This is a genomic window from Nesterenkonia ebinurensis, assembly GCF_008711175.1.
Classification (GTDB): domain Bacteria; phylum Actinomycetota; class Actinomycetes; order Actinomycetales; family Micrococcaceae; genus Nesterenkonia; species Nesterenkonia ebinurensis.
The window spans coordinates 178,276-197,589 of sequence record NZ_VWNF01000047.1 but is presented as its reverse complement, the minus strand read 5'-3'; the positions used below and the strand labels follow the sequence as shown (position 1 = coordinate 197,589).

19 protein-coding genes are annotated in these 19,314 nt (G+C 65.4%); 15 read left to right on the top strand and 4 right to left on the bottom strand.

Annotated elements, in window-relative coordinates:
- Positions 1–50: 50 nt before the first annotated feature.
- The 3 genes from trpS (at position 51) to F0311_RS15325 (ending at position 3,214) form a co-directional block, all read left to right on the top strand.
- Positions 51–1,064, top strand: coding sequence for a tryptophan--tRNA ligase (trpS, locus tag F0311_RS15335; RefSeq protein ID WP_396897456.1), 1,014 nt, complete (start codon positions 51–53; stop codon positions 1,062–1,064).
- 5 nt (positions 1,065–1,069) lie between these two features.
- Complete coding sequence (locus F0311_RS15330; RefSeq protein ID WP_150462807.1) at positions 1,070–2,194, top strand: YihY/virulence factor BrkB family protein; 1,125 nt, start codon at positions 1,070–1,072, stop codon at positions 2,192–2,194.
- A 660-nt stretch (positions 2,195–2,854) separates the two neighbouring features.
- The gene (locus tag F0311_RS15325) at positions 2,855–3,214 is read left to right on the top strand and encodes a hypothetical protein (RefSeq protein ID WP_150462806.1); all 360 of its coding nucleotides are present in this window, start codon (positions 2,855–2,857) and stop codon (positions 3,212–3,214) included.
- Positions 3,215–3,384: 170 nt separating this feature from the next.
- On the opposite strand, the gene F0311_RS15320 is transcribed toward F0311_RS15325, so the two are convergent.
- The 4 genes from F0311_RS15320 to sdhC form a co-directional block, all read right to left on the bottom strand.
- The gene (locus F0311_RS15320; protein ID WP_150462805.1) at positions 3,385–4,173 is read right to left on the bottom strand and encodes a succinate dehydrogenase iron-sulfur subunit; all 789 of its coding nucleotides are present in this window, start codon (positions 4,171–4,173) and stop codon (positions 3,385–3,387) included.
- Positions 4,173–5,960 carry a succinate dehydrogenase flavoprotein subunit gene (sdhA, locus tag F0311_RS15315; RefSeq protein WP_150462804.1) on the bottom strand — a complete coding sequence of 596 codons (1,788 nt, stop codon included), beginning with the start codon at positions 5,958–5,960 and terminating at the stop codon, positions 4,173–4,175. Before sdhA ends, F0311_RS15320 begins: the two co-directional genes overlap by 1 nt.
- 85 nt (positions 5,961–6,045) lie before the next feature.
- Positions 6,046–6,555: a succinate dehydrogenase hydrophobic membrane anchor subunit gene (locus F0311_RS15310; RefSeq protein ID WP_150462803.1), complete on the bottom strand. Its 510-nt coding sequence runs from the start codon at positions 6,553–6,555 to the stop codon at positions 6,046–6,048.
- Positions 6,556–6,558: 3 nt separating this feature from the next.
- On the bottom strand, positions 6,559–6,963 hold the full coding sequence (gene sdhC, locus F0311_RS15305; RefSeq protein WP_223881408.1) for a succinate dehydrogenase, cytochrome b556 subunit: 405 nt from the start codon (positions 6,961–6,963) through the stop codon (positions 6,559–6,561).
- Between the two features lie 229 nt (positions 6,964–7,192).
- Here sdhC and F0311_RS15300 point away from each other — a divergent pair, with 229 nt between their 5' ends.
- The 12 genes from F0311_RS15300 (at position 7,193) to F0311_RS15245 (ending at position 19,308) form a co-directional block, all read left to right on the top strand.
- Positions 7,193–8,347 carry a mannose-1-phosphate guanylyltransferase gene (locus tag F0311_RS15300; RefSeq protein WP_150462802.1) on the top strand — a complete coding sequence of 385 codons (1,155 nt, stop codon included), beginning with the start codon at positions 7,193–7,195 and terminating at the stop codon, positions 8,345–8,347.
- On the top strand, positions 8,337–9,614 hold the full coding sequence (locus F0311_RS15295; protein ID WP_150462801.1) for an amidohydrolase: 1,278 nt from the start codon (positions 8,337–8,339) through the stop codon (positions 9,612–9,614). The genes F0311_RS15300 and F0311_RS15295 overlap by 11 nt, the downstream gene beginning before the upstream one ends.
- A gap of 10 nt (positions 9,615–9,624) precedes the next feature.
- Positions 9,625–10,023, top strand: coding sequence for a cytidine deaminase (locus tag F0311_RS15290; RefSeq protein WP_150462800.1), 399 nt, complete (start codon positions 9,625–9,627; stop codon positions 10,021–10,023).
- Complete coding sequence (locus F0311_RS15285) at positions 10,024–11,460, top strand: thymidine phosphorylase (RefSeq protein WP_150462799.1); 1,437 nt, start codon at positions 10,024–10,026, stop codon at positions 11,458–11,460.
- Between the two features lie 21 nt (positions 11,461–11,481).
- On the top strand, positions 11,482–12,216 hold the full coding sequence (locus tag F0311_RS15280; protein ID WP_150462798.1) for a DedA family protein: 735 nt from the start codon (positions 11,482–11,484) through the stop codon (positions 12,214–12,216).
- A gap of 17 nt (positions 12,217–12,233) precedes the next feature.
- The gene (locus tag F0311_RS15275; RefSeq protein ID WP_150462797.1) at positions 12,234–13,376 is read left to right on the top strand and encodes an adenosine deaminase; all 1,143 of its coding nucleotides are present in this window, start codon (positions 12,234–12,236) and stop codon (positions 13,374–13,376) included.
- Positions 13,369–13,788: a MazG nucleotide pyrophosphohydrolase domain-containing protein gene (locus F0311_RS15270; protein WP_150462796.1), complete on the top strand. Its 420-nt coding sequence runs from the start codon at positions 13,369–13,371 to the stop codon at positions 13,786–13,788. Before F0311_RS15275 ends, F0311_RS15270 begins: the two co-directional genes overlap by 8 nt.
- 63 nt (positions 13,789–13,851) lie before the next feature.
- Positions 13,852–15,126 (top strand): phosphopyruvate hydratase, encoded by a 1,275-nt coding sequence (eno, locus tag F0311_RS15265; protein WP_150462795.1) that lies wholly within the window; start codon positions 13,852–13,854, stop codon positions 15,124–15,126.
- 291 nt (positions 15,127–15,417) lie between these two features.
- Complete coding sequence (locus tag F0311_RS15260; protein ID WP_150462794.1) at positions 15,418–16,038, top strand: FtsB family cell division protein; 621 nt, start codon at positions 15,418–15,420, stop codon at positions 16,036–16,038.
- Between the two features lie 11 nt (positions 16,039–16,049).
- Positions 16,050–16,667: a DUF501 domain-containing protein gene (locus F0311_RS15255; RefSeq protein ID WP_150462793.1), complete on the top strand. Its 618-nt coding sequence runs from the start codon at positions 16,050–16,052 to the stop codon at positions 16,665–16,667.
- On the top strand, positions 16,664–17,662 hold the full coding sequence (locus F0311_RS15250; protein WP_150462792.1) for a Ppx/GppA phosphatase family protein: 999 nt from the start codon (positions 16,664–16,666) through the stop codon (positions 17,660–17,662). The genes F0311_RS15255 and F0311_RS15250 overlap by 4 nt, the downstream gene beginning before the upstream one ends.
- A gap of 218 nt (positions 17,663–17,880) precedes the next feature.
- The gene (locus F0311_RS15245; protein WP_150462791.1) at positions 17,881–19,308 is read left to right on the top strand and encodes a S8 family peptidase; all 1,428 of its coding nucleotides are present in this window, start codon (positions 17,881–17,883) and stop codon (positions 19,306–19,308) included.
- Positions 19,309–19,314: the final 6 nt, after the last annotated feature.

Genomic DNA, 19,314 nt, shown 5'->3' with positions numbered 1-19,314 from the left:
ACAAGGGACGTAGAATGAACGCGTCACTCGCACTGAACTGAAGCAAAGGACTGGTTGTGGCTGAACGCGTACTTTCGGGCATGCAGCCCACCGGCGACTCCCTGCACCTGGGCAACTATGTGGGCGCGCTGCTGAACTGGGTGCGGATGCAGGAGCAGCACGATGCCTACTTCATGATCGTGGACCTGCACGCCATCACCATGCCGCAGGACCCGGCAGCACTGCGCGAGGCCACCCGCCGCACCGCAGCGCAGTACATCGCCGGTGGGATCGACCCGGACCGCAGCACACCATTTGTGCAGTCCCATGTGCCCGAGCATGCCCAGCTGGCCTGGGTGCTGATGACCCAGACTGGCATGGGTGAGGCCGCCCGGATGACCCAGTTCAAGGACAAGTCCGCCAAAGAGGGTTCCGAACACGCCGGGGTCGGACTGTTCACCTATCCGATCCTGCAGGCCGCCGACATCCTGCTCTACCAGCCCTACGGGGTGCCGGTGGGCGAGGATCAGAAGCAGCACATTGAGCTGACCCGCGACCTCGCCCAGCGGTTCAACCACCGGTTCGGCGAGACCTTCCGGATCCCTAAACCGCTGATCCCGGAGCAGGGAGCTCGGATCTACGACCTGCAGGACCCCACGGCCAAGATGAGCAAATCGGCCTCCTCTCCCAACGGGGTGCTGCTGCTGACCGACACGGATAAGAAGATCGCCAAGAAGATCAAATCCGCAGTGACCGACGACGGCGCTGAGATCCGCTACGATCCGGCCGTCAAGCCGGGGATCTCCAGCCTGCTGAGTATCTACTCGGTGCTGGGCGGCAAAAGCATCCCCGAGCTGGAGGCCGAATACGCGGACAAGATGTACGGTCACCTCAAAGTGGATCTCGCCGAACTGGCAGTGGCCACCCTGGGGCCGGTCCGTGACCGCACCGCTGAGCTGCTCAACGATCCCGGTGAGCTGGACACGTTGCTGGCCAAAGGGGCTGCCAAGGCGCGTGAGACGGCGTCGTCGACTCTTGCCGAGGTGTACCAGAAGGTGGGCTTCCTGCCTGCTGCTGGCGGCTGAGTCCGATGGCCTACCCCTCCCGCCTGCGACCCCGGACCCAGAACGGTGGTCCGGGGAACCAGCAGCATGAGAGCAACGGGATCCTGGAGGCCGCCAAGGCCCGGGTGGAGAAGCTGGACAGCAGGCGCGAGGTCAAGGCCAAGGTCAACCCGCTGAACATCGAGCGTCTGAAGCAGGACGAGCTGCAGGCACGCATGGCCTACGGGCGGGCCCGGCGTCAGGGACGCAGCGGGGTCAAGCTGCTGGGGCCGCTGTTGGGCTGGTGGTTGGCCCGGCTGAATCGCACCCGATTCCTGCGGGCATTCAACCTGTTCTTCTTCCGCTACGGCACGGTGATGGCCGCCGGTGCCGCCTATATGATGTTCTTCTCGGTGGCGGCCATGCTGTTCGCCTCCTTCTCCATCGCCGGGCTGATCATCGGCGGCAACGAGCGCTACCAGGCGCTGATTGTCGAAGCCGTGGACACTATGATCCCGGGGTTGATCGGCTACGGGGAGAACGACCTGGCCTCACCCAGCGAGCTCTTTGCCACAAGTGGGTTCGGCATTGGTCTGGCGGTCTCCCTGGCCTTGACCGTGATCACCTCGCTGTCCTGGATGCACGGGCTGCGTTCCGGGATCCGCAGTATCTGGGAACGGCCGCTGATGGCGGAGAATATTGTCCTGGTCAAGTCTCGTGACCTGCTGCTGATGCTGTGCCTGGGCCTGATTATCCTCACCACCGCCGTGCTGGGCGTGGCCAGTACCTTGTTCATCGAGGAGATCTGGGACTTCCTGGGTTGGGATGATGAAGGTATTGCGCGGCGGCTGGCACGAGGGGCTACACTCGGCTTCTCGTTGATTCTTGACATGTTGGTGGCGGTGCTGCTGATGCGGGTGGCCTCCCGGCTGGTGATGCCGGTCTCCGCACTGTGGCAGTCGGCACTGATCGCCGGAATCGGGGCCTCACTGCTGCGCCTGGGCTCCACCACGCTGCTGAACAACTTCGCCGACACTGAGAACCCGGTGCTGGCCCCCTTCGCCACCGTGCTGGGCCTGTTCTTCTACTTCTACCTCTTCAGCCTGGTCTACCTGATGGCCTCAGCCTGGGGTGCCGTCGCCGCCTCCGACCACGCCCACTCCTCGAGCTAGCGGGGTTGAGGGTCTATTGGGGTGCGCGCTCCGGCAGCGCAGTTGGCGTCTCCGCACTCTGTCATTCGCTCCCGAGCCGGTGGTGCCGTAGTTTTTGGTGATCTCGACCCTGGTGGCCAACGAGACATCCTTATCTGGCATACCTCATCGTTGCTGACCCCCTGCTCCCGATATTTGCCGGGGACTTTTCTATGAGGCACGGCCCCTGACTACGCGGGGACTTTCCATGAGTCTCGTCGTGTCCTTGCACAATTTGCCCTTCATGCATATGGTGTTTACATAACGCGCATCATAATAAATGTAAGGATGTGATTTCGGTTCGCGTTACAAAAGCTGTATAGTCCTGCGGCCAAGCTAAATCTTTTACTTCCGATTCACTAGCACCGCTAATCATATTTACGGTGCAGGTGCAACGATCGATTTCTCTTTCCGGCACTCTGAGGAGCTTGTAGTTACTGCACGAGGCATACCGGCTAGGTACAACACTCCAGTACACCGAGCGCTTGCAAACCTGGAATGGGATCAGTTCGCATGGAACGTCATGAACGGGTAGTGGGGCATCCGCTCCGATTCGACTCCCGGCGCCTAGATCCGGGGCGAATCGGCGTGGTAGCTCTTACCTCAGCTCTCTTAGGTGTGGCAGGATACCTAGGGTGGACCTTGGTCATCTATGACAATCCTTGGGCCGAGGTCCTGCTGCTGCTGCGCCATCCATTTATCAGTGTGGCGACTTTGGTCTTGCCGCTCATCTGCATCTACCTGCTAGCGGCAACTGTGGCGGATCTGTGCGCATCTGCTCATAAGCTGCAGTCTCGCATGGTGATTTGTGCAGTCGGAGGTGCTGGTGCGGTGGTGCTATGCAGCGCTTTCGGAGTCTTCTGGTGGCAGGGGTGGATTCCGGGCATAGCTCTGTTCGCGACGCTTGGCTTAGCGATACTCCCCCCATTGATGTGGTGGTATCGGCCCATGAAATTGCCAAAACACAACAACCTGCACTTAAAGAGTGCAGGCTCGCGCTAACGGAGTTCCTCAGCCTGGGGTGCGGTCGCCGCCTCCGACCACGCCCACCGCTCCTCCAAGGGTTAAACAGAGAGCGGCGCTGTTGCGGGATGGAGGGAAGCGGTACAAACCGTAAGGTACCGCGACCGACCAAAGCGAAGCCAGGCGCCCACACGGCGCCGCCCATCAAATCAGAGTGACCTGGAAATGATCGCAGTCTTGACTTCTTGGATGGCCTTGGTGACCTCGATGCCGCGGGGGCAGGCCTCGGAGCAGTTGAAGGTGGTGCGGCAGCGCCACACGCCCTCTTTGTCGTTGAGGACCTCCAGACGCATATCGCCGGCGTCGTCGCGGGAGTCGAAGATGAACCGGTGGGCGTTGACGATGGCTGCCGGCCCGAAGTACTGGCCATCGGTCCAGAACACCGGGCAGGAGCTGGTGCAGGCGGCACACAGGATGCACTTGGTGGTGTCGTCGAACCGGGCCCGATCCTCCGGGGACTGCAGCCGCTCAGCGGTGGGTGCCGGGGAGTTGTTGATCAGGAAGGGCATGATCTCCCGGTAGGACTGGAAGAACGGCTCCATGTCCACGATCAGGTCCTTCTCCACCGGCAGGCCCTTGATGGCCTCCACCACGATTGGCTTGGAGGTGTCCAGGTCTTTCAGCAGGGTCTTGCAGGCCAGCCGGTTCCGGCCGTTGATCCGCATCGCGTCCGATCCGCAGATCCCGTGGGCGCAGGAGCGGCGGAAAGTCAGGGTGCCGTCGATGTCCCATTTGACCTTGTGCAGGGCGTCCAGTACGCGGTCGGTGCCGAACATGGTCAGCTGCCACTCGTCCCACCAGGCGTCCTCGGAGCGCTCGGGATCGTAGCGGCGGACCTTCAGGGTGATGTTGAACTCCTGGATGGCCCCGGCGCCCTCGCCGGACTCGGCCAGGTCCACCTTGGAGGCTGGCTCTTGCTCAAGTGTTGCAGTGCTCATCAGTACTTACGCTCCATCGGCTCGTAGCGGGTGAAGGTGACCGGCTTGGTGTCGAAGCGGATTCCGCGCACACCCTCGGTCTCGGCGTCGGGATCCTTGTACAGCATCGAGTGCAGCATGAAGTTCTCGTCGTCGCGGTCAGGGTAGTCCTCCCGGTAGTGACCGCCGCGGGACTCCTTGCGGTGCAGGGCGGAGACAGTCATCACCTCGGCCATGTCCAGCAGGAAGCCCAGCTCCACGGCCTCCAGCAGGTCCAGGTTGAACCGGCGGCCCTTGTCCTGCACGGTGATCTGCTTGTACCGCTCCTTCAGCTCGCCGATCTTGTCCAGGGCCTCCTTGATGGTCTCCTCGGAGCGGAACACCTGCATGTTCAGGTCCATGGTGTCCTGCAGCTCGGCGCGGATGGCGCCTACCCGCTCGGAGCCGGTGGCCTCGCGCAGCATGGTCAGCTGTTCGGTGACGAAGGTCTCCGGGGTCTCTGGGATCTCTAAAAACTCTGCTCCGTTGGCGTATTCAGCGGCGTAGATTCCGGCGCGCTTGCCGAAGACATTGATGTCCAGCAGCGAGTTAGTGCCCAGCCGGTTGGAGCCGTGCACGGACACGCAGGCTACCTCGCCGGCGGCGTAGAGGCCCGGCACCACGGTGTCGTTGTCCTGGAGCACTTCGGCCTTGATGTTAGTGGGGATCCCGCCCATGGCGTAGTGGCAGGTAGGGAACACCGGCACCGGCTCGGTGTGTGGCTCCACCGCCAGGTAGGTGCGGGCGAACTCGGTGATGTCCGGCAGCTTGGCATCGATGTGCTCCGGCTCCAGGTGGGTCAGGTCCAGCAGCACGTAGTCCTTGTTCGGGCCGCAGCCGCGACCCTCGCGGACCTCCTGGGCCATCGAGCGGGCCACGATGTCACGCGGGGCCAGATCCTTGATGGTGGGTGCATAGCGCTCCATGAAGCGCTCACCCTCGGAGTTGCGCAGGATGCCGCCCTCACCGCGGGCCGCCTCGGAGAGCAGCACACCGAGCCCGGCCAGGCCGGTGGGGTGGAACTGCACGAACTCCATATCCTCCAGCGGGATGCCGGCCCGGTAGGCGATGGCCATACCGTCACCGGTCAGGGTGTGCGCGTTGGAGGTGGTCTTGAAGATCTTGCCCAGACCGCCGGAGGCGAAGACCACGGACTTGGCCTGGAAGATGTGCAGCTCGCCGGAGGCCAGGTCATAGGAGACCACGCCGGCGACCCGCTTCTGCTTGTAGGTGCTTCCGTCCTCGCCGGTGGCCTCCTCCTCTACCGTGATGAGGTCCAGCACGTAGTACTCGTTGTAGAACTCGACATTGTGCTTCACACAGTTCTGATAGAGCGTCTGCAGAATCATGTGGCCGGTGCGGTCCGCGGCGTAGCAGGCCCGGCGCACGGCGGCCTTGCCGTGGTCGCGGGTGTGGCCGCCGAACCGGCGCTGGTCGATCTTGCCCTCAGGGGTGCGGTTGAAGGGCAGGCCCATCTTCTCCAGGTCGAGCACGGCGTCGATGGCCTCCTTGGCCATCACCTCCGCGGCATCCTGGTCCACCAGGTAGTCACCGCCCTTGACGGTGTCGAAGGTGTGCCATTCCCAGTTGTCTTCCTCGACATTGGCCAGTGCGGCACACATGCCGCCCTGGGCGGCGCCGGTGTGGGAGCGGGTGGGATAGAGCTTGGTCAGCACTGCAGTGCGTGCGCGCTGGCCAGACTCAATGGCGGCGCGCATCCCGGCGCCGCCGGCGCCGACGATCACAACGTCGTACTTATGAACCTGCATGTTCTTCTTCGGCTCTCTTTTCTTAGGTGCGTTGGAGTGCTTGGGTGCTGGTGCGCAGCTAGGAGCGCTGCGGCGTCGTCGCCATCTAGTTCACCACGGTCTCGCAGAAGCTGGGTGCGTACTCCAGCAGCGCGCCGGACTCGTCTACCAGGCAGGGCTCGAAGGTGAAGATCACCAGGGTGCCCAGGATGATGATGACCGCCGCGGCCAGGTAGAGGATGGACTTCAGCGCCAGCCGGGTGGAGTCCTTCTCCGCGTAGTCGTTGATGATGGTGCGCATGCCGTTGGTGCCGTGCAGCATGGCCAGCCAGAGCATGGTCAAGTCCCAGAACTGCCAGACCGGATTGGCCCATTTGCCGGCCACGAAGGCGAAGTCGATTTGGTGGATGCCATCGCCGACCATCAGGTTGGTCCACAGGTGCACGAAGATCAGGATGACCAGGGCGGCTCCGGAGATCCGCATGAACAGCCAGGCCCACATTTCGAAGGCGCCCTTGGACGGGTTGGAGCGCAGGTACTTGGGGTCGATGCGGCCTGAGCGGGGGGCCTCGATGCCCTGGGCCGGCAGTGTTGCCTCAGAGTTGGTAGCAGTCATCGCTTAGAAACCCTCCCAGCCTTCGAAGAAGATCATCAGATGGCGCACCGAGAAGGCCACCATGGTCACCAGCCACAGGATGAGCACAGCCCACAGCATCTGGCGGTGGTAGCGGGTGCCCTGCTTCCAGAAGTCCACCAGAATGATCCGCAGCCCATTAAACGCGTGGAACACGATAGCCCCGACCAGGCCGATCTCCCCGAGGATCATGATGGGGTGCTTATAGGCGCCGATGACCGCGTTGTAGGCCTCGGGGGAGACGCGGACCAGCGAGGTGTCCAGGACGTGAACCAGGAGGAAGAAGAAGATGCCTACGCCGGTGATCCGGTGCCCCACCCAGGACCACATGCCTTCGCGGCCCTTATAGAGCGTCCCCCTTCCGCCCGGGGTGCTTTTTGTCTGCGTCACTTGGGTTTACCTTTCGATGCGTCGTCGCATGTCCGTTGCGCACCATCCTAATGTTTTGGCGCCGGAGGTGTTTTCTACAAGCTGTAGAAAACAGGCTTGGCCGTTTTCTCTCCCTCAACAGCCTCGGCAGAATCTCGACCGGGGGCCGGACTCTGCACTCGGCTCAATCGGTCGCAGAAGATCGCTGTGCGGTGAACGGATATCCCAGGTTGGGGCTACCCTAGGTCCAGTGACCTCACCCTCTGATTCGCTGACTGCCGCGTTGGCCAGGTTCCATGCCGTGATCCCCGCTGGTGGGGTGGGAACCCGGCTGTGGCCGCTCTCCCGTGCAGCTGCGCCCAAGTTCCTGCACGACCTCACCGGTTCGGGCACCACCCTGATCCGGTCCACCTACGAACGGCTGCTTCCGCTGGCCAGAAACAATGTGATGGTTGTCACCGGGGAATCGCACCGCACCGCGGTCACCGGGCAGATTCCTGAGCTGGCCGAGGCGGACCTGGTGCTCGAGCCCGAGCCTAAGGACTCCGCCGCCGCCATCGGTCTGGCCGCGGCCATCCTGCACGTCAGGGATCAGGCCGCAGGGCGCACAGGGCAGGCCGGTACCATCATGGGGTCCTTCGCTGCTGACCACGTCATCGCCCCGGACTCGGTGTTCCAAGGCGCGGTGCGGGAGGCAGTGGCCACCGCGGCCACCGGCAAGATTGTGACCATCGGCATCAAGCCCACCCACCCCTCCACCGGGTTCGGCTACATCCGGCAGGGGGAGAAGTACGACGTCGACGGCGCCCCGCATGCCCACCATGTGGTGGAATTCGTGGAGAAGCCCGGGGAGGCCGTGGCCGAGGAGTACGTCGCCAGCGGGAACTACCTCTGGAACGCCGGGATGTTCGTCGCCCCGGTGGCGCTGATCCTGGACCACCTGGCCGCTGCCGAGCCCGAGCTGCACGCCGGACTCACCGAGATCGCATCCCGCTGGGGGACCACCGCCCAGCAGGAGACTCTGATCAGGATATGGCCCACCCTGCCCAAGACCGCCATCGACTACGCGGTGGCCGAACCGGCCGCCGATGCCGGGGACGTGGCTGTGATCCCCGGCTACTTCACTTGGGACGATGTGGGCGACTTCGCCGCCATCGCCCGGCTGAACCCGGCTGCTCAGCAGGAGTCGATGACCGTGCTGGGCTCCCAGGCCCGGGTCTACTCCGAGAGCTCCTCCGGGGTGGTGGTCTCAGATACCCAACGTGTCGTAGCACTGATCGGCGTGGAGAACATCGTTGTGGTAGACACTGAGGATGCACTCTTGGTGACCACCACCGATCACGCCCAGAACGTGAAGCAAGCGGTGGAGGCGCTGAAGGAGAAGGGAGATTCTGATGTCCTCTGAGCCCGAGGCCGAGGTCGCCGATGTCACCGCGCGGGTAGACGCCGAGGTGGACCGCGCCACCGCCCCTGAGGCCACTGCCGCGGAGATCATCGCCGAGCTGGAGGAGGCTCTGATTGCCTTCCGGCGTGACATCCACGGCCATCCGGAACTCTCATGGCAGGAGGAGCGCACCACCTGGCAGATCGCTGCCAAGCTGCGTGAGGCCGGCCTGGACCCGGTGCTGCTGCCGGAGACCACCGGCTGCTATGTGGATGTGGGTCCGGCTGATGCCCCCATCGCAGCAGCGTTCCGCGGGGACATCGATGCCCTGCCGATCATTGAGACCACCGGCCTGGATTACGCCTCCGCCAACGAGGGGGTGGCCCACTCCTGCGGGCATGACATCCACACCACCGTGATGCTCGGACTGGCTTGGACCCTCCAGCACATGCACACCCAGCGGGTCGCACAGAACGACGACGCCGGCCTGGGGTCCCGGGTGCGGATCATCTTCCAGCCCGCCGAGGAGCAGTTCCCCGGCGGCGCCCAGGAAGTGGTCAAGCAGGGCGTGCTGGAGGGCGTACCGCGGATCTTCGCCCTGCACTGCGACCCTAAACTGACCGTAGGGGCCATTGGGACCCGGATCGGGCCGATCACCTCAGCCTCCGACCTGGTGCGGGTTGAGGTCACCGGCCGCGGTGGGCACACCTCTCGGCCGCATCTGACCGAGGATGTGGTGGGTGCCCTGGGGCATATTGCCACGATCGTCCCGACCGTACTGGCCCGGCGGATCGATGCCCGCAGCGGTGTCTCCCTGGTGTGGGGCCATATCCATGCCGGCAACGCCGCCAATGCGATTCCCTCCGAGGGCACTCTGCACGGGACTATGCGCATCCTGGACGCCGATGCCTGGAAGGAGGCCGGCGGAGTGCTTGCCCCCATCGTGCAGCAGGCCGCAGCCGCCTACGGAGTGGATGTGAATCTCGACCATATGCGCGGGGTGCCCCCGGTGGTCAATGACGAAGGCTGCACCGGCATCGTGGACCGGGCCGCCAAACGCGCCCTGGGCGAGAACTCTCTGACCCTGGCAGAGCAGTCCATGGGTGGCGAAGACTTCGGCTGGATGACCCAAGAGGTCCCCGGCTCCATGTTCCGGCTGGGCACCAAGACCCCGGGCGGAGAGTCCTACGACCTGCACCGCGGTGACTACATCCCCGATGAGCGGGCCATCGCCGTGGGGGTGAAGGTCATGGTCGCTGTGGCCCGGGCCTGTATTGCGGCTCAGTAGACTGAGGCTTATGCCAGAGGTTGATTTCGCGGCCCTGACCCAGGCCGCCCGCTCAGCGGCCGAGCAGGCCTATGCCCCCTATTCCGCCTATCCGGTGGGAGCCGCCGCCCTGACCGAGGACGGCCGGCTGGTCACCGGCTGCAATGTGGAGAACGCCAGCTACGGACTGGGCCAGTGCGCCGAGAACACCCTGATCGGCCAGCTCCACATAACCGGCGGCGGAAGCATCGCCGCGTTCACCTGTGTCAACGCCAAGGGAGACACCATCATGCCCTGCGGCCGCTGCCGCCAGCTGCTCCACGAGTTCGCGGCTCCCAGCTTTCAGATCCTCACCCCGCAGGGCATCACCGGCATGGCAGGCATCCTTCCCCAGGCCTTCGGTCCCCAGGACCTTGCCGAGGTGGTCTGAGTGACCAGCTCCCACGACGCCGTCGACCTCATCCGCTCCAAGCGCGACGGAGGCACCCTCACCCGGGAGCAGATCGACTGGCTCATCCACGCCTACACCCGCGGTGCGGTGGCAGAGGAGCAGATGAGTGCGATGGCCATGGCCATCCTGCTGCGCGGGATGAGCCGGGAGGAGATCGCCCAGTGGACCGCAGCGATGATCAGTACCGGCGAACGGATGGACTTCAGCCCCCTGACCCGTGCCGACGGCACCCGGCGGCTCACCGCCGACAAGCACTCCACCGGAGGAGTGGGGGATAAGATCACCCTGCCGCTGGCCCCTCTGGTGGCCAGCTACGGGGTTCCGGTGCCCCAGCTCTCCGGCCGCGGACTGGGCCACACCGGAGGCACCCTGGACAAGCTCGAGGCCATCCCCGGTTGGCGTGCCCAGCTGTCCAACCAGGAGATCCTGGACCAGCTGGACGCCGTGGGCGCGGTGATCTGCGCCGCTGGCGCCGGGCTCGCCCCGGCAGACAAGAAGCTCTATGCGCTGCGTGATGTCACCGGCACCGTGGAGTCCATCCCGCTGATCGCCAGCTCGATCATGTCCAAGAAGATCGCTGAGGGCACCGACGCCCTGGTCCTGGACGTCAAAGTCGGCACCGGAGCGTTCATGAAGACCTACGACGACGCCGCCGAGCTGGCTCGCACCATGGTCGCCCTGGGCACCGACGCCGGGGTGCGCACCACTGCCCTGCTCACCGAGATGTCCACCCCGCTGGGGCTGACCGCCGGAAACGCCGTGGAGGTGGAGGAGTCGCTGGAGGTGCTGGCCGGAGGCGGGCCGGGCGACGTCGTCGATCTCACCGTGGCACTGGCCGCCGAGATGCTTACCGGCGTGGGCCTCACCGGTGTTGACCCCGCGGAGAACCTGCGCAACGGCAAGGCCATGGACTCCTGGCGGGTAATGATCGCCGCCCAGGGCGGGGACTCCGAGGCCCCGCTGGCGCAGCCCAAGCACACTCACACCATCACCGCAGAAGCCTCCGGGACGCTCACCCGGCTGGACGCCTATGCCGTGGGCATCGCCGCCTGGCGGCTGGGCGCCGGACGGGCCCGGAAGGAGGATCCGGTCCAGGCCGCCGCGGGAGTCAGATTGCACGCCAAACCGGGAGACACGGTGACCGCAGGGGCTCCGCTGATCACTCTGTGCACCGATGAGCCCGAGCGCATCGCCCGGGCCGAGGAAGCGCTCGTAGGAGCCTGGGCGATTGGTGATGAGGCCGTGGTGCCAGAGCCGCTGATCAAGACCCGGATCGATCATCAGGACTGTGTTGGCCCCAGCGGCGGTGACAGGCCCCTGACCTCTGGGCCCCGCGCGGATACGGATCAGCGGGGTGCGCCAGGTCACCGAACCCCGCTCACCACCCGGCCGGATTCAGCCGATCTTCGCGCCTGAAGGACGGGTTGGTGATCTACAGTGCCTGAGTTCTTCAGTTCGCTTGACGAATTGGTGCTGGAGGCTGCCTCCGGCTGGTGGACCCTGCTGGGGCTCTTCGGCTTCGTCACCGTCAACGGGTTCTTCCCGCCGCTGCCCTCTGATTCGCTGATCATCGCCCTGGGCTCGGTGCAGGACGAGCCCGGCACTCCCTGGTGGCCCTGGGTGATCCTCACCGCCGGTACGGCTGCGCTGCTGGGAGACTTCATCGCCTACCGGTTCGGCCGAGCCATCGGCACCGAACGCTTCGGCTGGATGCGCCGGCCGGCCATGCAGCGCACCCTGACCTGGGCCCGCCACGGACTGGACCGCCGCGGGGTGCTGGTGATCTTCGTGGGCCGCTTCGTCCCCGGCGCCCGGGTGGGTATCAACTTCGTGGCCGGCTCCACCGGTTATTCGCTGCGCCGGTTCCTGCTCATTGATGCTGCCGCATCCATGCTCTGGGCCAGCTGGCTGCTCGGACTGGGGATGGCCGGGGAAGCGATCTTCGGGAACATGCTGCTGGCCATGGCGGTCGGCATCGGGGTGGCGATCCTGGTGGGTCTGGGCTGCGAGCGGCTGTTCAACCTGCTCACCCGCTGGTTGGACAGCCGAGGGGTGCACCTGGACCCGGAGGGCTACCAGGACATCGGCGAGGTGCCGGTGGAACCGCCCATCCACCTGCGTCGCCGCCGCCGAGACAAAGATGACGATGCAGGCTCCCGGCCGCAGGCATAGCACGTAGGCTAGGTGCCATGAGCACCTACGAGGGTTTTGAAGCCCAGCTGCGCGAACTGCCCAAAGTTTCCCTGCATGATCACCTGGACGGCTCACTGCGTCCGATTACCCTCATTGAACTGGCCGCTGAGATCGGCCACGAACTGCCCAGCAGCGATCCCGAGCAGCTGCAGGAGATCTTCCGCACCAACGCCAACTCCGGGGATTTGGTGAAGTACCTGGAGGCCTTCGCGCACACCACTGCGGTGATGCAGAGCGAGGCGAACCTGCGCCGCGTGGCCCGGGAGTATGTGGAGGATCTAGCCGCCGACGGGATCGTCTACGCCGAGGTCCGCTGGGCCCCCGAGCAGCATGTGGCGGGCGGGCTGAGCCTGGATGAGGCCGTGGAAGCTGTCCAGGCCGGCCTGGAAGAGGGCACTGAGGCCGTGGCGGCAGCCGACGGCGCCATCGCAGTCGGCCAGCTGGTCTCCGCGATGCGGCAGAACGACAAGGCCGCCGAGATCGTGGAGCTGGCCCTGCGGCACCGGGAGCATGGCGTAGTCGGCTTCGACATCGCCGGGCCAGAGGCCGGGTTCCCGCCCTCCAAATTCGTCTCCAGCTTCACCCGCCTAGCCGAGCAGATGCTGCCGGCCACTGTGCATGCCGGTGAGGCCGATGGCATCGAATCAGTCCGCGACGCCCTGGTCCATGGCCGGGCCCAGCGGCTGGGCCACGGCATCCGGGTGGCTGAGGACATCACCGTGACCACCGGCCCGGAGTCCCGCTCCAAAACCGGGGACGGGGGAGAGAATCTGGTGGAGGTCCAGCTGGGCCCGGTGGCCCGCTGGGTGCGCGACCGGCAGATCCACCTGGAGGCCTCCCCGACCTCCAACCTGCAGACCGGCGCGGTGACCGCACTGACCGGAAATGCTGACAGTGGTATGGACCAGCACCCCTTCGACATGCTCTACCAGCTCGGTTTCAACATTGGGGTCAACACCGATAACCGACTGGTCTCCGGGGTGACCCTCAGCGGGGAGCTGGCCGCATTGGCGGAGGCCTTCGACTACAGCCTGGCTGAGCTGGCCGACTTCCAGGTCAACGCCATCGAGGCCAGTTTCCTGGACTACGAAGACCGCCAGGCGCTCACCGCCGCCGTGCTGGAAGCGTGGAATGACTGAGGAGTCCTCCCAGCAGCCCCTGCCGAATATGCACCGGCTGGTCACCGTCATCGCCCAGCTGCGCGAGCACTGCCCGTGGACGGCCCAGCTCACCCATGAGTCGCTGACCCCCTACCTCATTGAGGAGGCCCAGGAGGTCGCTGAGGAGATCGGTGCCGGCATCACCGGGGAGCCGCTGCGCAAGGAACTGGGCGACATCCTGCTGCAGGTGGTGCTGCACGCCGCCATCGCCGCCGAGCGTGACCAGTTCGACCTCGACGGGGTGGCCGAGGCGATCACCGCCAAGCTCATCCGCCGCAACCCCCATGTATTCGAGCCCGACGGGACCCTGAACCCCAAGCCGGCCACCGTGGAGGAGATCGATGCCGCCTGGAACCGGATCAAAGCAGAGGAAAAAGCTGAACTGGACTAGGCTGGAGGCGAGTCAATGGTGACCGATGTCCCATCATCCCCTCCCAAGCAAGGAGCATCACCCATGTCCCTGATCGCCAGCGTTTTCGGCCGCGAAATCCTCGACTCCCGCGGAAACCCGACCGTAGAGGTCGACGTCCTGCTCGACGACGGCAGTCTCGGCCAGGCCGCCGTGCCCTCCGGGGCCTCCACCGGCGCCTTCGAGGCGGTGGAGCGCCGCGACGGCGACAAGTCCCGCTACCTGGGCAAGGGCGTGAGCGAGGCGGTCAAGGCCGTCAACGAGATCATCGCCCCCGCCCTGGAGGGCCTGGACGCCACCGAGCAGCGCGTCATCGACCAGGTGCTGCTGGATCTCGACGGCACCGAGAACAAGGGCTCCCTGGGTGCCAACGCCATCCTAGGTGTCTCCCTGGCCGTGGCCAAGGCCGCAGCTGATGCCTCCGACCTGCCGCTGTACAAGTACCTCGGAGGCCCCAACGCCCACCTGCTGCCGGTGCCGATGATGAACATCCTCAACGGCGGCAGCCACGCCGACTCCAATGTGGACATCCAGGAGTTCATGATCGCGCCCATCGGTGCTGCCACCTTCTCCGAGGCGCTGCGTGCCGGGGTGGAGGTCTACCACGCGCTGAAGGCCCTGCTGAAGGAGAAGGGGCTCTCCACTGGGCTCGGCGATGAGGGCGGCTTCGCCCCTGACCTGCCGTCCAACCGGGCCGCCCTGGACCTGATCTCCGAAGCCATCACCCGCGCCGGCTACACCCCCGGCCAGGACGTGGCCCTGGCCCTGGACGTGGCCGCCACCGAGTTCTACTCCGATGGGGCCTACACCTTCGAGGGCGAGTCCCGCACCCCTGAGCAGATGAGTGACTACTACAAGGAGCTGGTGGAGGCCTACCCGCTGGTCTCCATCGAGGACCCCCTGGACGAGGACGACTGGGCCGGCTGGAAGACCCTCACCGAAGCCATCGGCAGCCAGGTTCAGCTGGTAGGTGACGACCTGTTCGTCACCAACCCCGACCGGCTGGCCAAGGGCATCGAGGCCGACACCGCCAACTCCCTGCTGGTCAAGGTCAATCAGATCGGCTCGCTCACCGAGACCCTGGACGCCATCAGCCTCGCCCAGCGCAGCCGGTACACCACCATGATCAGCCACCGATCGGGTGAGACTGAGGACGTCACCATCGCCGACATCTCCGTGGCGGTCAACGCCGGCCAGATCAAAACCGGCGCCCCGGCACGCTCCGAGCGCGTGGCCAAGTACAACCAGCTGCTGCGTATCGAGGAGGAGCTCGGCGACGCCGCCCGCTACGCCGGGAAGAACGCCTTCCCTCGTTTCTGAGCGGTTCCGTGCGGGCGATCTGCCGCGCTCCGGTCGGTCGCGGTACCTTACCGATTCCCTCCCGTCCCTTGCATCTCATCCCGCACAGAACCGCCTTGGGCTGACCGTGCCTCCCAGCGACCGTCCCGAGGGGAAGTTTTCGACATTTGGCGTGTCCTGGGGCTCGCTTATACTGCCCCGCCACTAGGGTGAGGTTCTGTAACTGAACGCTTCCCATCAGTGGTGTGCTCGGCGGTCCGGCGCTTATCACCGGACCGCCGGGGCATACCTAGCTAAGGCGGTGATGAGCCTGTGGCGCGACATGCCCGCACCTCCGTCTCCGCTGCCGAGTCTGAAGAGCCCCCCGCCCGGCAGCGCCGTGCCCTAGCGCGCGCGGAGAAGGCCGAACACCGCCGGTTGGCCGAACGTGAGCAGGTCTCCGGGCAGATCCGCACCCCTGACGAGATCACCGCACGTCGCGCTCGCCGAGCGGATAAGCCGCAGAAGCACGCCCAAAGGCCATCCCGCAAAACCCCCGTATCAGCCCGCACCCTGGTCCCGGAGCGCACCTTCTCCGGACGGATGATCGTACTGACCATCGTCACCCTGGTGGTGATCTCCTTTCTGGTGCCCACCGTGCGTACCTATCTGCAGCAGCGTGCCGAACTGGCCGCCCTCCAGGAACAGATCGTCGCCGAGGAACAGCTGCAGGACCAGCTGTACTCCGAGCTGGCCCGCTGGGATGACCCGCAGTTCGTCCAGCAGCAGGCCCGCGAGAGGATCAACCTGGTGCTGCCCGGTGAGCGTAGATACCACGTCATTGGTGACCTCACCGAAGCAGAGGTGGCGACTGACTCTGCTGAGGAGGCCAGCGAGGACACCGACTGGACTGAGCAGCTCTGGGAGTCCGTGGTCGAATCTGCTGACCAGTAGACTTACCTGCTGTGAACCGCGCCCCTGCCGCCGACCCGTCGATCCCCACAAGTGAGGACCTCGAGACGCTCAGCCTGCAGCTGGGCCGTCCGGTGCGCGATGTGGTGGAGATTCCCGCCCGCTGCCGTTGTGGCAGTCCCTTGGTGGCCGCCACAGCACCGCGACTGTCCAACGGCATCCCGTTCCCCACCACCTTCTACCTCACTCATCCCACTCTCACAGCCGCTGCTTCCCGGCTCGAGGCAGCTGGGGTGATGGCTGAGATGACCCAGCGGCTGAAGGACGACGACGCCCTGGCCGGCCAGTACCGGCAGGCTCACCAGCACTATCTGGCGGAGCGGGAGCGGATCCGCGGCAAGGCGGGGCTGGACCCGGTGTGGGAGATCGAAGGAATCAGTGCCGGGGGGATGCCTGAGCGGGTCAAATGCCTCCATGTGCTGGCCGCGCACGCCCTGGCCGCCGGCCCGGGCGTCAACCCCCTGGGGGATGAGACCCTGGAGCGGATCAGTTCTGAGTGGACCCCGCAGACCTGCACATGTGAGACGGCCTGGGACCACAGCGCCGAGATCCCCACCGAGGACCTCTCCCGCCATGTGCGCCACCTCCAGGAGAGAGAAGAAATCCCATGAGTGAGCCAGCCCAGGCCCCACAACGTGTGGCCGCCATTGATTGCGGCACCAACTCCATCCGCCTGCTCATCGCCGAGGTGGACCTGCCTGGCAGCGGGTCGGTCACCGATGTGGTGCGCCGAATGACCGTAGTACGGCTGGGTGAAGGGGTGGATAAGACCGGGGAGTTCTCCGCCCAGGCGCTTCAGCGCACCTTCGCCGCAGTGGAGGACTATGCCGAACTGATCCGCCGCCACCAGGTGCAGGCGGTACGGTTCGTGGCCACCTCGGCCTCCCGAGATGTGAGCAACCGCGAGGCGTTCATCGCAGGTGTCAAGGACCGGCTGGGCGTGGAGCCTGAGGTCATCCGCGGCTCCGAGGAGGCCGGACTCTCCTTTGCCGGTGCAGCCAGCGTGCTGAACTGGGACGAGGAGCGCAAGGTGCTGGTGGTGGATCTTGGCGGCGGTTCCACCGAGTTCGTGTTGGGTACCTCCGCCGGAGCTGAGCACGCCATCTCCACCGATATGGGCTGTGTACGGTTCACCGAGCGGCATATGCGCTCAGACCCGCCCGCGGAGACCGAATGCTCCATGGCTGTTTTCGAGACCCTCAGCTTCTTAGAGGACGTGGCCCAGGTGATGCCGCTGCATGAGACTGAGGCAGTGGTGGGGGTGGCCGGCACGGTCACCACGGTCACCGCCCATGCTCTGAAGCTTGAGGACTACGACGCCGAGACCATCAACGGCACCGAGCTCCTGCTGGACACCGTGCACCAATCGGTGGACCAACTGGTGCACAGCACCCGCACCCAGCGAACCACTATGCCGTTCATGCATCCGGGTCGGGTAGACGTGATCGGCGCCGGCGCACTGATCTGGGGAACCATTCTGGACTACATCAATAAAATCACCGACAACCGAGTGACCACCGCAATCGCCTCGGAGCACGACATCCTTGACGGGCTTGCCATGTCAGTGGCCCAAACACAGTTGGAGAATACGGGGGCAGAGAAATGAGCAGACGGCGTTCGCACCTTCGGTGCTCATTCCCTCAATCGCCTGCTCACATTGGGGGCAACCCTCAGTCGCCTCAGAAATTGCGCCGCAAGCGCCGCATTTCATTCGGCTCAGTAGGGTCTCGGAAGACTCCGCGTGAGCACGAGTCTTCGCTCGGCTCCATCGGTCGCCGTCTCCCTGCTGTTGGTCTCGCGGCGGCTTTGGTCCTCTCGCCGCTGATGGCCGCACCCGCCCATGCTGTGGAGGTGCGCGAGCACCAGTACTGGCTGGAGGACTACGGGGTCACCGAGGCCTGGGAGACCACCCGCGGTGAGGGCGTGACCATCGCGGTCCTCGACACCGGAGTGGACAGCTCCCACCCGGGGTTCAACGGGGCGATGACCGGGGGAACTGATGTCTCCGGCGGCGGTGACGGATCCGGGGGGCCGGTGGAGCAGACCAGCACCGAGCACGGCACTCTGGTCGCCTCACTGGCGGTGGGCCGGGGTGAGGAGTTCCCTGCCCCGGAGGTGATCGAGCCGGAGAGCTTTGACGATATGTCCCAGGAGGAATGGGATGAATGGTTCGACGAGTTCATGGCCGACCTGGAGGAGATGTACGGGGAGGACTGGGAAGAGGTCATCGACGAGGACCTGCTCGACGAGTTCTACGAGGAGCGCACCTTCCCCGGCATGGAGGATGAGCTCGAGATCGAGGAGCCGGAGGAGCCCGAAGCCCCCGATGTGCCCTGGAACGAACGCCCGGTGGGTGTGGTCGGTGTGGCTCCGGAGGCCACCATCATCTCCGCCTCACTGGTGCTGGAGGACCCCAACCCCCACGGGCCAGGCACCGAGGAGCAGATTGCCCAGGCCGTGGTCTGGGCGGTGGACAACGGGGCAGACATCATCAATATGTCCATCGGCTCCGGGGTCCAGGACTGGCCGGAGAGCTGGGACGAGGCCTTCATGCACGCCGAGGAGAACGATGTGCTGGTGATCGCTGCCGCAGGCAACCGCGCGGCAGGGCACTGGTCGGTCGGGGCCCCGGCCACCATCCCCGGGGTACTGACTGTGGCCGGGGTGGATGAGAACCGCAACATCAGTGAGGACTCCTCCTCACAAGGCATCGCGGTGGATATCGCTGCCGCCTCCGAACCACTGGTCGGGGCGGTGCCGGAGGAGGGGTATGCCACCTGGACCGGCACCTCCGGCGCCACCCCCATCGTGGCCGGGGCCGCCGCACTGGTGATGGCCGCACACCCCGAGCTCTCCGCCTCGGAGGTCAAGCACCGGCTGCTGACCTCGGCAGACTCCGAGGGGGCTGAAGGGATCGACCCCGAATACGGCTACGGTGTGCTCAACGTGGGCGAAGCCGTCAACGGCGATGTTCCGGAGTTCAACGCAGACGACTATGACACCCTGGCTGACTGGATCAGGGTGCACCGCCGCGCCGAGGGCGGCGAGAACGGCAATGGTGCCGATATCCCTGAGGACTCCGAGGTGATCGCTGGGCCCGAAGGTGAGCCCCGCGAGCTGCCCAGGGCCGCTGAGGTCCGCTCCGTGCAGGACTGGGCCGGGCCGGTGACCCTGGCAGCCGGCGGCATGGTGGTGGTCATCCTGATGACACTGGCCGCAATTCATCTGATCTCCCGACGCAGTCAGTCCTGACCCGAA